Annotated in this window: 18 protein-coding genes; 9 read left to right on the top strand and 9 right to left on the bottom strand. The window is 63.9% G+C overall.

All coding sequences use genetic code 11. The features are described 5' to 3' along the window. The first annotated feature begins 340 nt into the window (after window positions 1-340). Both BJI67_RS04580 and BJI67_RS04575 read left to right on the top strand, forming a co-directional pair. Window positions 341-658: a cupin domain-containing protein gene (locus tag BJI67_RS04580; RefSeq protein ID WP_070072036.1), complete on the top strand. Its 318-nt coding sequence runs from the start codon at window positions 341-343 to the stop codon at window positions 656-658. 17 nt (window positions 659-675) lie between these two features. After that, entirely contained in the window at window positions 676-1,305 is a 630-nt protein-coding gene (locus BJI67_RS04575) for a hypothetical protein (RefSeq protein WP_083250974.1), read from the top strand. 19 nt (window positions 1,306-1,324) lie between these two features. Here BJI67_RS04575 and BJI67_RS04570 read toward each other — a convergent pair whose 3' ends face one another. After that, window positions 1,325-1,813 carry a GNAT family N-acetyltransferase gene (locus BJI67_RS04570; RefSeq protein WP_070072034.1) on the bottom strand — a complete coding sequence of 163 codons (489 nt, stop codon included), beginning with the start codon at window positions 1,811-1,813 and terminating at the stop codon, window positions 1,325-1,327. Between the two features lie 157 nt (window positions 1,814-1,970). Here BJI67_RS04570 and BJI67_RS04565 point away from each other — a divergent pair, with 157 nt between their 5' ends. Then, on the top strand, window positions 1,971-2,966 hold the full coding sequence (locus BJI67_RS04565) for an LLM class flavin-dependent oxidoreductase (RefSeq protein WP_231940898.1): 996 nt from the start codon (window positions 1,971-1,973) through the stop codon (window positions 2,964-2,966). Between the two features lie 8 nt (window positions 2,967-2,974). Here the strand turns inward: BJI67_RS04565 and BJI67_RS04560 are convergent, their stop codons facing one another. After that, a complete protein-coding gene (locus BJI67_RS04560; protein ID WP_070072032.1) occupies window positions 2,975-3,427 on the bottom strand; it encodes an arsenate reductase ArsC in 453 nt (150 codons plus the stop codon). A gap of 100 nt (window positions 3,428-3,527) precedes the next feature. Here BJI67_RS04560 and BJI67_RS04555 point away from each other — a divergent pair, with 100 nt between their 5' ends. The 4 genes from BJI67_RS04555 (at window position 3,528) to BJI67_RS04540 (ending at window position 6,163) form a co-directional block, all read left to right on the top strand. Then, window positions 3,528-3,980, top strand: a complete 453-nt coding sequence (locus BJI67_RS04555) for an ArsI/CadI family heavy metal resistance metalloenzyme (RefSeq protein WP_070072031.1) — start codon at window positions 3,528-3,530, stop codon at window positions 3,978-3,980. Between the two features lie 120 nt (window positions 3,981-4,100). Continuing rightward, window positions 4,101-4,424, top strand: a complete 324-nt coding sequence (locus tag BJI67_RS04550; protein ID WP_156782023.1) for a hypothetical protein — start codon at window positions 4,101-4,103, stop codon at window positions 4,422-4,424. Between the two features lie 63 nt (window positions 4,425-4,487). Beyond that, complete coding sequence (locus BJI67_RS04545) at window positions 4,488-5,369, top strand: Dyp-type peroxidase (protein ID WP_070072029.1); 882 nt, start codon at window positions 4,488-4,490, stop codon at window positions 5,367-5,369. Window positions 5,370-5,575: 206 nt separating this feature from the next. Beyond that, window positions 5,576-6,163 carry an acetate uptake transporter gene (locus BJI67_RS04540; RefSeq protein WP_070072028.1) on the top strand — a complete coding sequence of 196 codons (588 nt, stop codon included), beginning with the start codon at window positions 5,576-5,578 and terminating at the stop codon, window positions 6,161-6,163. 127 nt (window positions 6,164-6,290) lie between these two features. On the opposite strand, the gene BJI67_RS04535 is transcribed toward BJI67_RS04540, so the two are convergent. After that, window positions 6,291-7,463, bottom strand: a complete 1,173-nt coding sequence (locus BJI67_RS04535; protein ID WP_070072027.1) for a MalY/PatB family protein — start codon at window positions 7,461-7,463, stop codon at window positions 6,291-6,293. Window positions 7,464-7,590: 127 nt separating this feature from the next. Between BJI67_RS04535 and BJI67_RS04530 the strand changes: the two genes are divergently transcribed. Next, on the top strand, window positions 7,591-8,187 hold the full coding sequence (locus BJI67_RS04530) for a GNAT family N-acetyltransferase (RefSeq protein ID WP_231940897.1): 597 nt from the start codon (window positions 7,591-7,593) through the stop codon (window positions 8,185-8,187). Here the strand turns inward: BJI67_RS04530 and BJI67_RS04525 are convergent. The 3 genes from BJI67_RS04525 to BJI67_RS17275 form a co-directional block, all read right to left on the bottom strand. Beyond that, a complete protein-coding gene (locus BJI67_RS04525; protein WP_070072025.1) occupies window positions 8,157-8,888 on the bottom strand; it encodes a class I SAM-dependent methyltransferase in 732 nt (243 codons plus the stop codon). The two genes, BJI67_RS04530 and BJI67_RS04525, sit on opposite strands and share 31 nt — an antisense overlap. Then, on the bottom strand, window positions 8,885-10,087 hold the full coding sequence (locus tag BJI67_RS04520; protein ID WP_070072024.1) for a DUF3419 family protein: 1,203 nt from the start codon (window positions 10,085-10,087) through the stop codon (window positions 8,885-8,887). The genes BJI67_RS04525 and BJI67_RS04520 overlap by 4 nt, the downstream gene beginning before the upstream one ends. A gap of 128 nt (window positions 10,088-10,215) precedes the next feature. Continuing rightward, the gene (locus BJI67_RS17275; protein ID WP_156782022.1) at window positions 10,216-10,485 is read right to left on the bottom strand and encodes a hypothetical protein; all 270 of its coding nucleotides are present in this window, start codon (window positions 10,483-10,485) and stop codon (window positions 10,216-10,218) included. 120 nt (window positions 10,486-10,605) lie between these two features. On the opposite strand from BJI67_RS17275, the gene BJI67_RS04510 reads away from it, so the two are divergent. Further along, window positions 10,606-11,640 carry an AI-2E family transporter gene (locus BJI67_RS04510; RefSeq protein WP_197513307.1) on the top strand — a complete coding sequence of 345 codons (1,035 nt, stop codon included), beginning with the start codon at window positions 10,606-10,608 and terminating at the stop codon, window positions 11,638-11,640. Window positions 11,641-11,690: 50 nt separating this feature from the next. On the opposite strand, the gene BJI67_RS04505 is transcribed toward BJI67_RS04510, so the two are convergent. The 3 genes from BJI67_RS04505 to BJI67_RS04495 are packed head-to-tail and all read right to left on the bottom strand — an operon-like array spanning window position 11,691 to window position 13,794. After that, entirely contained in the window at window positions 11,691-12,323 is a 633-nt protein-coding gene (locus BJI67_RS04505) for a YbhB/YbcL family Raf kinase inhibitor-like protein (protein ID WP_070072021.1), read from the bottom strand. 18 nt (window positions 12,324-12,341) lie between these two features. Further along, a complete protein-coding gene (locus BJI67_RS04500) occupies window positions 12,342-13,190 on the bottom strand; it encodes a dihydrofolate reductase family protein (protein ID WP_070072020.1) in 849 nt (282 codons plus the stop codon). Between the two features lie 22 nt (window positions 13,191-13,212). Beyond that, on the bottom strand, window positions 13,213-13,794 hold the full coding sequence (locus BJI67_RS04495; protein ID WP_070072019.1) for a hypothetical protein: 582 nt from the start codon (window positions 13,792-13,794) through the stop codon (window positions 13,213-13,215). Window positions 13,795-13,852: the final 58 nt, after the last annotated feature.

Raw genomic sequence — 13,852 nt, 5'->3', positions numbered from 1 at the left:
CCGTATGCGCTCCAGTTACTGACACACTAATCAGTCAGAAGAATGGCCGGTCACCACGTACTCAGTTTTCCTCAAAATCGCTCAGAGACCGAACTTCGACTGTTTATTTCGAGCAGGAAGAATGCTTTTAATATGATTCTTTCTGCTTATTCTTAGCGTATTAGTCGGAATATGCAAACTTGCCAAATACAAGACATAGCAACGGCCTATGTATACTGAAGCCGACATATATCTGTCAGAGCTCCAGTTAACTGATAAGGACATCAGCTCATCCAGAATGTTCCTTATCCATCAATAAACCTCAACTATTTACCAACGGGCATTGCGGTAAGACATCAGCATGGACAGAGGCAGTCTGCTCGAAGGAATACCGCCTACTGGCATCGCCGAAACGGTCGAGCGACTGGCCGGTAATCAGCCGTTCCGCATCGAAAGAATCATCTCCCATGGCCATCGCTCGCCGGAGCAAGGCTGGTATGATCAGGCGCAATCCGAATGGGTCGCCGTCATCAGCGGTGCCGCGACCCTGGAATTCGAGGACGGCGAGACGCTGCACATGCAGCCGGGAGATTGGGTGGACATCCCCGCGCACACGCGTCACCGCGTTACCTGGACCGACCCGGACGCGGATACGGTCTGGTTAGCCGTACATTATTGAATGCAGACATGCCGCACATGACGCACCTATCCTGGTTCGCCGGTCTGAGCGTCGCACACGTCGTCCTACTGCTCGCGGCCAGTTTCGCCGGCTCGCTGATGACCGCCTCCATCGGTCTCGGCGGCGGCGCCTTCCTGCTGGTGGTCATGGCCGAGCTGGTGCCGCTGCTCGGCCACATCGCGCCCGAATGGATACCTCTGTGCGTCGCCCTGTTCATCCTGGCGTTCACCTGGCTGCCGCTGCCGCGCGTGGTTCATGGCACCCACCCGCTACCGCTGGTGCTCGGCGGATTCTTCACCACGCTTGCCACCGTTCAGGTGGGCGCGACCGGCCCTCTGGTTTCCGCCTGGCTGGGGCGCGCCCACGCGGACCGATGGGCCTACACCGCCAACTTCTCCAGTTGCATGACCTTGCAGCACACGCTCAAGCTGGCCGCATTCAGCCTGGCCGGCTTCGTGTTTCTTCCCTGGTTGCCGCTGCTCGCGCTGATGATCGTGTGCGGCTATCTCGGCACCCTGACCGGCCTCAAGGTGTTGGGGAAAATGCGCGACGGGCACTTCAAACCGCTGTTTCGCCTCGTGATGACGGCGCTCGCCGGACGCATCCTCTGGAGTTGGTTCAGCCTGCATGGTCTGGGCAGAGCCTGACCGTCGAACCGGGCAAGACTCAGTCGCCGCTCAGGCGCAGTCCCAGGATCGCCACGGAATAGCGCTGTCCGTCCATCTCGGCCACGTCGGGCAGCAGCCCCCAGCGCGCGAAGCCCCGAGCCTCGAACAACCGCAGACTGGGGGCGTTGTGTGCGAACACGAAGGCCAGCAGGGTATCCAGACCCAGGCTCGGCGCCAGCGCGACTGCCTCGCCCAGCATGGCGCCGCCGAGGCCTTGCCCCTGGGCTGCCGGGTCGAGATAAACCCCGACCTCAGCGGTCCGCCGGTAGGCTGGGCGCCCGTAAAAGTCGCGGAAACTGAGCCATCCGACAATGCCGTCGTCCGCCTCCTGAACCAGCAGCGGGCGCTTCGGCCCATGCGCCGCGAACCAGACCTCGCGGCTTTCCACGCTGACGGGTTCGGTGTCCGCCGTCGCCATGCGACCGGGGATGGCCGCATTGTAGATTTCGACGATCCTCGGCAGGTCCTGCCGTGTTGCGCTTCTCATGCACGCTTCTCGCAGACGCCCGATCGGGCATGCGCCAGCATAGCAAAACCGCCAACGACCCAGTCTGCGGAATACGGATGACCCTGTAGATCGAGGGCTTGATGCGCAGCCCGGCACGGGCCTTATCATGTCGCCTTCATCACCTCGGACGTCGCCCGTGAAACCCGCGCTTTCCGTACTCGATCTCGCCCCGGTCCCCAGCGGTACGCCGGCCTCCGCAGCATTGCACCGCAGCGTCGCCCTGGCCCGCCACGCCGAACGCCTCGGCTATGTGCGCCACTGGTTCGCGGAACATCACGGCATGCCCAGCGTGGCGAGTTCCGCGCCGGAGATCCTGATCGCACAGGTGGCTGCCGCCACCGCGCGCATCCGCGTCGGCTCGGGCGGCATCATGCTGCCCAACCATGCACCGCTGAAGGTGGCCGAGGCGTTTCATACCCTGAACGCGCTGCATCCCGGCCGCATCGACCTCGGCATCGGGCGCGCGCCGGGCTCGGACCCCAAGGTCACCCGCACCCTGCGCGCCTTCGACGGCGGGCAGTTCCCCGCACTGCTCGCCGAGCTGCTGACGCTGTCGCGCGGCGACGCGCCGCCGGGCCACCCCCTGCACGGCATCCGCGTGATGCCGGACGACGTGCACCTGCCGCCGATCTGGCTGCTCGGCTCCAGCGGTGCCAGCGCCAGCATGGCCGGAGAAGCCGGCATGGGTTACGCCTTCGCCAGCCACTTCAGTCATACGCCGGCGGCGCCTGCCATGCTCGCCTACCGGGAGCACTTCCAGCCCTCGGCCGACTTCCCGCACCCGCACGCGGTGCTCTGCGTGGCGGCGGTCTGCGCGGAAACGCCGGAGGACGCCGATTTCCTCGCCGGCACCCTGGACCTGATGTGGCTACGATTGCGCCGCGGCGAATTCCTTTCCCTGCCCAGCCCGGAAGAGGCGCAGGCCTACCCCTACACCGAAACCGAACGTGCCCAGGTGGCCCACTACCGCGAGCTGACCGTGGTCGGCACGCCCGAAACGGTCGCCCGGGAAATACGCCGCAGGGCCGAGGAGGCGCAGGCCGACGAGATCATGCTGACCTGCAACCTGCACGACCACGATGCGCGCCTGCGCAGCTATACCCTGATCGCCGAGGCCTTCGGCGCGGCCTGAAGCCTGCCTCAGGCCGAGCGGGCCGCCTGCCGGCGGGCCAGCCCGCGCTGCGCGGTCACCCACAGCCGGATACGCTCGCGCAGCTCGTCGCGCACGCGGCGGAAACGTTCGAGCGGCATCTGACCCTCGACCGACTCCGCGGGATCGTCGAAACGCCAGTGGATACGCTCGCTGTCGCCGGGAAAGGTCGGACAGCGATCGCGCGCGCGGTCGCATACCGTGATGATGTAATCGAAACACTCGCCTTCGAACAGGCTCATGGGCTTGCTGGCGTGGCCTGCCAGGTCCAGCCCCGACTCGGCCATCACCGCATAGGTCAGCGGGTGTATGCTGCCGGGCTCCGTGCCCGCACTGAAAACCTCGAAATCCGCACCGCCATAATGCCGCAGGATGGCCTCGGCCATCTGCGAGCGGCAGGCATTCTCGCTGCACAGGAACAACACCCTCAACGCATCGCTCATCCGATCCTCCACAGGCTTGCCAGAAACATATGGCAAGTAGTATATATGCTCTCACGAATATATTCAGGCCATAACGCCTGACCCTTCACCGGAGATCAACATGAGCCGATTCCATCTGCATATCGCCGTCGACGACCTGGAGCGCAACATCGCCTTCTACAGCGCCGTCTTCGGCACCGAACCGACCGTAAAACACGACGACTACGCCAAGTGGCAGCTCGACGATCCGCGCATCAACTTCGCCATTTCCTCCCGCGGCGCCAAGCCGGGCGTCGATCACGTCGGCCTGCAGAGCGAGAGCGAAGAGGAACTCGCGGCCATCCGGCAGCGCCTTGAAGCCGCCGGCATCGACGGCACCGCTCAGGAAAATGCCACCTGCTGCTACGCTCGTTCGGACAAATACTGGGTGCAGGACCCACAAGGGATTCCCTGGGAAACCTTCCACACCCTGGGCGCAATACCGCTGTTCAGCGAGGCCCTCGGGCAGGAGACTGCCGAAGGGGCCTGCTGCCCGCCCCCGTCCACTGCCTCGTCCGAGAGCTGCTGCGGGTAAGCCCGAGGGAACCGAATCTCGGTGACGAACGTGTTACAGGTCAAACAGGGACGGTCCGGCACTGTGCTATGCTCTGCGCACGCGGCGTCAGACCGTCCCGCCCTGAACCCAGAGGCGCGTATGTCATACAGAGCGACAAGCAGCATTTTTCTTTCCCTGACAACGGCGGGCCTATTGCTGTGCGCGCCATCCGCCTTCGCGGACGAAGGGGTGCATCTGCAGGCACCGATCAACGTCGCCGCCCCGGATCAAGCCCTGGTGCCGCACATCGACTCGCTCATCATGCTGCCCCCGCGCGAGACCACACAGATCATCGCCCAGGAGCGTGCGCACAGCGCCGCCCGCGCGGAACACGAGATCAGCGAGGTTGAATCGGCTGTCCAGGAAGCCGCAGAAGAATCGCAGGAACTCCAGGAAGAGGCCCGCGACATCGACAACGACTGACCCTCGTCAGTCTCTCGCACAGGCTGCTACGCTATCGTCTCCTCGCCATTTCCAGGAGACGTCATGTTCCCAGAACAACCGGGTATCCTCGCCCCACTGCCGAAGTTCGCGCGCCACATCTTCTTCGATCTGGAAGACATCGGGCATGCCCGGGAGGCACTGAGCAGACTGGCCACCGCGACCGACGGTAGCGAAATCGTGGTCGGCATTGGCGCCTCTCTCGCCGCTGCACTGAAAGCCGACATCCCCGGCCTGAAGACCTTCCCCGCCCTAGCAGGCCCGGGCATCGAAGTGCCCTCCACGCCTGCCGCCCTGTGGTGCTGGCTGCGCGATGGCGAACCGGGTGAACTGTTCCACCGCGGGCGTGAAATAGAATCCCTGCTCGAACCGGCCTTTGTTCCTATGCAGTCCGTGTCGCTATTCCGCCACGGCGATGGACTGGACCTGACCGGCTACGAGGACGGTACGGAAAACCCGAAGGGCGAAGAGGCACGCGCCACGGCCATCGTGACCGACCCCGCCGACCCGATGATCGGATCGAGCTATGTCGCGGTACAGCAGTGGCTGCACGATTTCGACGGCTTCGACGCACTGCCGGACGCACCCCGTGACGACGTCATCGGGCGGCGTCGCGACGACAACGAAGAACTGGAACACGCCCCGGCCAGCGCACACGTCAAGCGCACCGCCCAGGAAAGCTTCGAACCGCCGGCATTCATGTTCCGCCGCTCCATGCCCTGGACCGAAGGCGACGACGGTGGGCTGATGTTCGTCGCCTTTGGCCATTCGTTCTATGCCTTCGAAACTGCTCTGCGCCGCATGACAGGACTTGACGACGGGATTGCCGATGCACTGTTCGGCTATTCAAGGCCGCTGACCGGAGCCTACTTCTGGTGCCCGCCCACGCACGCCGGACAGCTTGATCTTTCCGCACTCGGACTCTGAACAACGGACGGCCGCGCATCCTGCCCTCGCCTGTATACTCCCCGGCCGCTGCGGCGCAGAACTGGTCTGCACTCGGTGAACGGGGCATCGCCTATCCTCATGGAAGCATGGGAAAGCGCTAATCGGCCCAGTGTCGCAGCCAAGGCATCTCCCTCCACAGGGCCCTTAGTAGATAACTAAAACACGCAAATATCAGGAGTGATTCGATGCAAGCACAAGAGACCCTCAAACTCGCAGACACGACCTCAAATCCCGCCCCGCTGGGTCTGATGGGCTTCGGCATGACCACCGTCCTGCTGAACCTGCACAACGCGGGTCTTCTGCCCCTGGACACCATGATCCTGTCCATGGGCATCTTCTACGGTGGCATGGCCCAGGTTTTCGCCGGGATCATGGAATGGAAGAAGGGCAACACCTTCGGCACGGTAGCGTTCACCTCGTACGGCCTGTTCTGGCTGAGCCTCGTCGGGTTGATCATGATGGCCAAGATGGACACCGGGGTAGCGGCTACCGGCTCGCATGACCTCGCGGCCTACCTGATCATGTGGGGTATCTTCACCGGCATCCTGTTCGTCCCCACCCTGCGCATCAATCGCGCGCTGCAGGTCGTGTTCGCGACCTTGACCGTGCTTTTCTTCCTGCTGGCGGCTACTGAACTGACCGGAAACAAGGGCCTCGGCACCTTCGCCGGCTACGAGGGCATCGTATGCGGCGCGTCCGCCATGTACGCCGGCATGGCGCAGATCTGGAACGAGATCTTCGGCCGTGAGGTCGCGCCGCTCGGGGCAGTCTGAGCGCACGGCGGCAAAGTCACGCAATGCCCGTGTACCCGGTGGCGATTCAGGCCCCGGGGGCCGGAGCCCACCCTGTCGTGCCGGCAGGAACGTCCGAAGAGAGACCGCGAAGAGCGGCCGCGGCCGGCTAGCCCGCCCCGAACGCTCCCGCCAGGCGCTCCAGCGCCGATTCGAGCACGGCGCGCGAGGTGGCGAAATTCAGGCGCATGAAACCTTCTCCACCGGGGCCGAAGTCGGTACCGGGATTCAGCCCTACCCGTGCGTTCTGCACCATGCGGCGCTGCAACGTGGCATCGTCCAATCCCAGTCCCCGGCAGTCCAGCCAGGCGAGATAACCGAACTCGGGCGGCCGATAGCGGATCGCCGGAACGGCCTCCGCCAGCGCACCGCGCAACCACTGCGCGGTATCGGCAAGGTAGGCCACGAGCTCACGCAGCCAGGCGTCACCGCCGCGCCAGCCGGCCTCTGCCCCCACCAGCGCGAACAGGTTTGCATGCGCCAGCCCGCCGATACGCAGGGCTTCGTCGAAGCGCTCGCGCAGACCCGTATCCGCGATCACCGACACCGCCAGTTCCAGTCCCGCGATATTGAAGCTCTTGCCCGCCGAAACCAAGGTGATCACCCCGCGCTCGGCACCGGGCAGACTGCCGAACGGCCGATGCCGCTTCGCGGCGTCGAACGACAGATCGCCGTGCACCTCGTCGCTGACGATGATGACGCCGTGGCGTCGCGCAAGCGCCAGCAGCCGGATCAGTTCGTCCTGGGTCCAGATACGCCCGACCGGGTTGTGCGGCGAGCACAGCAGCAGCATCCGCGCCTGCGGCATCAGCGATTCGAGATGCGCCCAGTCGATCCGGTATTCGCCGCCTTCCTCCAGCAACGGATTGACCAGCAGGCGGCGGCCGTGCGCCTCGACGGCCTTGAACAGATGGGGATAGACCGGAGTCATCACAATCACGCCGTCTTCCGGCCCCGTCAGGGTCTGCACGGCCGCGTACAGCGCCGGCACCACGCCGCGCAATACGCCGACATGCGCCTCGTCCACCCGCCAACCGCGCCAGCGCTCGTACCACCCAAGCACGGCGCGCTTGAGTTCGGCATCGAAGAAGGGATAGCCGTAGACCGGATGCGCGGCACGCTGCTGCAGCGCCTCGACGATGCAGGGCGGTGCGGGGAAATCCATGTCCGCCACCCACAGTGGCAGCACGTCCGCACCAAAACGGGCCTTGCGCCCGTCCCATTTGAGCGAAGCGGTGCCCAGACGTTCCGGGGTGACCGCGGGATCGAAACCATGGGGCATGCCTGTTCCTCTCAGTTGGCTGAATAGCCGTTGCACGTAGCCAATTTACACGCAAGCAGCATACCACCCAGCCCTCCGCAGCCGGCCGGGCTATCATGTCGTTCCCCGAACAGGAATATACCCATGCATGCCCGCGATCGCTGCGTACAAACCGCCCTCTCAGCCTCCCGCCATGGCTGACTCGACCGCCGAATGGCATATCCGCCCGGCTCGGGCCGGCGACGAGGACGCCCTGTGGGCCCTGGTGCAGAGCGTGGCCCAGGCCGGCGACAGCTATCCCTACCCGGCCGACATCGGGCGCGAGGAGGGACTGCGCCTGTGGCTGGAGGTGCCCGACGAGACCCATGTCGCGGCTAGCGAGGGGCAAGTGCTCGGCGGCTACTACATCAAGCCCAACCAGGGCGGCCCCGGAGCGCACGTCTGCAACTGCGGCTACATCGTCGCCCCGCAGGCGCGCGGCCGCGGCGTGGCGCGAGCACTGCACACCCACTCGCTGGCGACGGCACGGCGTCTGGGTTATCTCGCGATGCAGTACAACCTGGTGGTGTCGACCAATACGGTGGCGGTGAGGCTGTGGCAGCAGCTCGGCTTCGAGATCGTCGGCACCCTCCCACGCGCCTTCCGTCACCGCACGCTCGGGCTGGTCGACGCCTACGTGATGTACCGCTGGCTCGGCGACGACGCGCCCGAAAATCAGGCGGGCTTGCGCCCGACGAAGAGGTAGTACGGGACGCGCAGTCCGGGCAGATACGGCACGGGCGCGCGCCGCTCGTCAACGCGCAGCAGCGCGAGGCGCGACATCAGATACGGCAGGTGATCCGGGCTGGGATGCACGCCGTCGTGGCCGAACCAGGCCGGCCAGAAATGCCGCGCCAGGGTGCCGTGGCGCACCCGCCCCGGTGCCGGGTGGGTACGCGAAACGTAGAAATCGACCACCCCGAGCACCCCGCCCGGCTTGAGCATGCGCACGGCGTTGTCGATCGCGGCGAACCAGTCCGGAATCATGGTCAGCGCATAGGCGAAATACACCGCATCGGCAGGCACGTCCGGGCGATAGCGCGTGGCGTCGGCCTCGCGCACCGTCACCTGAGGACGCCCGGCCCAGCGCTGGCGGGCCTGCGCCAGCAGCGGCGCGCAGACGTCGATCAGCTCCGCGCTTTCCAGGCTGTCGATGCGCTCGCCGAGGTAGCCGAGGTTGTAGCCCGTGCCCGCGCCCAGTTCGATCAGTCGGCCGCCGCGGGGCGGCAGATACCCTGCCAATGCCGTCAGCAGATCGCCGCGGCCATGTAACAGGCGGTCACGGAAGGCGTCGTAGCGCGTGGCCTGCGGCCCGTAGAACCGATTCAGTCGTTCGGCATGGCTGCCGCCTGCCGGCTGGCCGCGCAGCAGGGTCCAGAGCACGCGGGCATCCTGGCGCAGGCTCATGCCTCGGCCAGGTGCTGCGCGATGTGGAACCCGGCGTAGGTGTGCACGCGGTCGAGCGGCTGCAGTCGCTCGGCCAGTTCCCGTTCGAAACGGAAACGCTCCTGCAAAGAGCCGACCCCGGGAATGTGCAACTGCTCCAGATAACCCGGTTCGGCATGCGCGCTGCGGAAAATCAGACGGGCGTCGGGTGTCGCGCGCTCCGCGATCGCCTGCCATTCCTCGACCAGCGCCTGCGGGTGATACACGCTCATCCAGTCCATGTGATCGAGCAGCACGAAGCGCGACAGACGCTCGTCGGTCTGCTGCAGGAAACCCGTGACGGTGGTAGTGTGCGGCTCGATGCAATCGGCCAGACCGTGCTTGAGCGCCGCAAAGCCCGCCGGCTTGAGATATTCGGGGCAGCATTCCGGCGTGTAGCGCCCACGCAGGTACAGCGACCAGAAATAGTTGTCCGCGATCGGCAACCGGCGGAACACGTATTCCACCGATTCGCGGATGAAGCCCGCGATACCGTTGTCGTGGCCGCGCACGACCTCCTCGCGTTGCGGGTGAGGCACACCGAGCAGGCTCATGGTGAATGGACGCGACAGGGCCCAGTTCATCCCTCGCCCCCACAACCGCGGTGCCACATCGCGGTCGTAATGCTCGCGCTGTTCATCGAGATCGGCGGCGGACAGTACCCGTTCGACCGCATCACGCAGCCCGGGGCGGACCTTCATATAGGCACGGAATCCTCGCGCAACCCAACCCGAGAGCCCGAAATAGTAGAAGCTGCCGCCGCGGCGCCCGGGCAGGAAGGCGGCGATGTGGCGATCCCAGTAGCCCTGGGCGAAGGGCGACAGGTCGTCGCGCAGGGCATCGTGATAGAGCTCGCGCGCCTGGCCGTGACGCCCGCTCCCGAACAAGGCGAAGAAGTCGTCGTGCTGCAGCCGGCGGATACCGGCGAGTTTGAGCTCGAGCAGCGCGGTCTGGCGCGGATTGGCGTCCACCGCATGGATGCGTGCGGGGCCGCACAGTGCATAGTCGAGCACGTTGCAGCCGGCGCTGGTAATCACCAGCAGGCGGTCGTCAGGGCCTATACGCAAGGCATGCCGGTCGACCGCGGGGTCCTCCCAGCAGGTGTTGTAGACCAGAGACCTGGCATACAGGGCGTTGAACACCCTCTGGTTGATTCTGTCGGCAAGTCGAGTCCGGCTCACGGCAGTACCTGTACACGATCATCCACGTCGCTCGATGGCGACACAAGACTATGAGTGTAGGGACTACCTATGACAGAGCCGTGACCCCGCCTGCAATGGAATCACGGCGCATGATGATTATGATCGGATCAGTGGCCGTGCTGATGCAAAAACGTCAAGTCGGACGGATCCGAAAGTTCGACCATGCGGGGCGGAATCCTGCGGCTAGCCCCGTGCTCGAAAACCTCCGTCAAAACCACTTCGTAAGGCGTGTGGCCACGATGCGGGGCATGCACATGCTTGAGCATCCCGAAATAACGCACCCCGTCAAGTTCCAGGGAAACCGGCTGATCCAGACCCCACAGTGAAAAGTTATATGTAACCTTGCGGGGATAGGCCAATGCATTGTCTTGCGACATAGTTGCTGCTCCTGCGTATTAGCTTTTACTCATGCGTCTAATTTTCAGCCTTGCAGCGCTCGCTGGCAAGGTCCGCGGGACAGCCGTGCGCACGCAAGGTAATATCCGGTAATGTTCAGCATGCGTACCTTTGCCACGCTCGGAAGTCTGTTCATTCTGGGCCTGACCTTCTATCTCATCGAAGGCGTACTGGTCCCTTTCGTCCTCGCCTGGGTGCTTGCCTACCTTCTGGTGCCACTCGTCGACCGGCTGCAGCGACACATGCCGCGCCTGGTAGCAATCATGCTGGTCTTCATCGTTGTGTTCACTGGCATCGCGGTATTGCTGCTCGGCCTCGTCCCTGCCCTGCAGGGGCAAATCAGCCGCTTCCTGAACGCCCTGCCTAGTTACGCCCATCTGCTGGACACCACCCTGGCCACCCTGGCCGACCGGCTGCATCTGCCACTTGCACCGGGGGCCATCGCGAGTAATCTGGAACAGCAGGCACGCCATCTGGGTACGCATCTGCTGGAAGCGCCCAGTGCGCTGCTCAACACAGCGACAGGCATGATACGGGTCGCCGTTCTGGTTGCACTGGTCCCCATCATCAGCTTCTACCTGCTGCGCGACTGGCATAACCTGAGCGCTGGCATTGAGTCATTTCTGAGTGTCCCTGCGCGAGCCCATGTCAAGGCATTTCTGCAGAGCAGCGACCTCGTGTTCCGACGTTTCATCCACGGCCAATTGATGGTCATGGCGGCCATCGGTTGCGGCTACTCGATCGGCTTCGAACTGACCGGCATCGATCTCGGTCTCGTCCTCGGTGTACTGGCGGGGATTGTCAGCGTGGTGCCCTTCGCCTCGTTCGTCCTCGGCGGTCTACCCGCACTGCTGCTCGCAGTGCTGCAGTACCACGACTTATCCCATATCCTTATGATTCTCGGCACCATCGGTTTGACCGAGTTTATCGGCAATACCATCCTGACCCCTGTTCTGGTGGGGCGCTTCGTACAGGTTCATCCTGCAATGGTGTTGCTGTCGATTTTTGCCGGTGGCGCCTTATACGGGGTCCTCGGCATGTTGCTCGCCTTGCCCGTCGCGGCCAGTCTTTCGGCCTACTGGAGCCAGCAACAAGCCAGCCTGAGCGAAGCTGAACAGTCTTCTGGAGAGTCCTGACGAACCAGGATGCCGGGGTGTTGCCCTCCCGACATCCCTGATACGTGATATCAAACCGCAGGCACGTCGGGATTAAGGCTGTACAGGCCAACAATGCGGGATTCGGCCAATACGTGCCCCTCGATCGCAGCCAGCACATCCGCACCGGAAAAGTCCCCCTCTACCGGGCAGCGCTCCAGATCGGTCGCATACAGCACAAAATTGTAGTGATGTACGATTTCGTCGTTCCATGGCGGACACGGCCCGTCATAACCGTAATAAAGCCCGGCCATGCGCTCATCCCCGGCCATGAAAGTGGTGTAATCATTTAACCCCTGCCGACTACCCTCCGGGCAGTTAGGTGTACGCTTGCCGCCAGGCGTCACCGCGGCGCTGCACTTGCCTGCCGGAATACCTGGCAGGCTCGGGTTAATATCGACCATGACCCAATGGAAGAAATCGACGCGCGGCAGCGAAGCGGGGACTGTCTTGCCCGGCTGATTGACTTCGTCGATCCGGCTCGGCACATCCGGGTCGTAGCAGATCAGGACGAGAGTACGCGTGCCCGGCGGCAGCTCCTCCCAGGCCAGATGAGGATTGCGGTTCGAACCCAGCGCCATACCGTGACGCTCGTCGGGAATCCCAAAGGCGTACTCTGGCGCGATGGGCGCCTGATCGGTCAGGCTGTCACTCACGAGTTTCATTTATGCGGGCCTCCTGCATCAATTTAGGGTCGACGCATCCGGTTCGCCCCCCTGGTAGCAGCAGTACAGCTGTCCACCCACACCCGGTGCGGCTGAATCGTAATACACACGGTGCAGCCTCAGTTCATACGGGGGTCTAAGCTTTGCCCCCTCAATCAAGCCAGCGTAGGATTCACCGCCCAGCAGGCGGTGAACCTGGGTCAAATAAAGACGCGAAAGCAGGCCGCCGGCGGCCAGCCAATGCAGTACCTGTGCGCCACCCACTGCATAGACCGTGGATAGGCCGATTTCGCTCAGGATTTTGGCTGCGATCGCAGGCTCTACTGCAACCTCACCAGCCGTACATACCTCGACTCCAATCGCGCTTAGGTGCGCTGCACCCGTGGAGACCGCACCCGTAGAATCGGTTAGCAGCAACACACGTTCGGGAGGTACCTCGGACGGCAGAGACCAATCCACGGCACGACTCAGCACGACGATACGTGGCCAGGGTGGTAGGCCTTGCGCCGCACGCCAGGCGCGCAACTCGGCCCCGTCGGCACCGTGAAATACAGCGAACAGATCCTGGGCCGCACCCAGCGCACGGGCGCGCAGATGCTGGCCGCTGACCAGCATCGCATCGGCCTGAACGGCCAACTCGCAGAACAACCGCCAATCGCGCGGATTGGCAATGCTCCCCGGCACGCGCCCATCAAGCGCGATACGGCCATCCAGGCTGACCACGAAATTGGCATAGCAGAAGACCGCCCGGCCGGCGGCCGCGCGCAAGTCATGTTCGAGATAGAGCCCGGCCAGCGGGCGGGATGGGCCCGCCGGCCAGAGCGGCAGAACATCATCTGCGGTCAGCCGTGAACTTGGCTCCGGCATGGACCGGCGACCGCGGAAGACACTATTTGGCCTGACCGTGCTGCATGCTCGCTAGACGCTTGCCGATGGCATTAAGCTCGGCAATCATCTCATCGGTCTTGGGGTTGACCTTGCGCATGGCAGCCACCGTATCCTCGCTGAGCTTCTTGCGCGCGGCAGCGACCTTGTGATCCTGCATGGCCTTGGTTTCCGCGCGGATCAGCATCGCCTGAATCGCACGAGCCTTGCCGATCAGGGTTTCGCGCTTGGCGTTGTCCGTCTTCTTGTCCTGGATTTCCTTGCTCAGCTTGTTGAGCGTTTCGATCTGAGGCTTCGGATCGGTGCCTTCGCGCTTCATCGTGGACATCAGCAGTTCACGGAAATGCGTCTCTTCCTTGACCAGTTCCGGATGTTGCTTCAGCGCCGTCTCCTGGGTATGCGCCAGTTCGGAGCGCAGCTGCATGAAACGCTGCTCCATCTGCATCACTTGCTTGTCAGGAGCCGATCCCTGCGGAGCGGGTTGGGTATCCGCGGCCTGCGCCGTCATACCGAGGGCAAACACTGCCGCGATGGCGAAGGTACCGGCCAGACCGGCAAGGACGCGTTGCTTACGACTGGAACTCATGCTGGTTCTCCACGAGGAGGGGTAGGATACGCCGCAAACCACCTTGCCGCGGCGCGTA

This window comes from Acidihalobacter aeolianus, from assembly GCF_001753165.1.
Taxonomy (GTDB): Bacteria; Pseudomonadota; Gammaproteobacteria; order DSM-5130; family Acidihalobacteraceae; genus Acidihalobacter; species Acidihalobacter aeolianus.
This window is presented reverse-complemented; position numbering and strand designations above follow the sequence as displayed.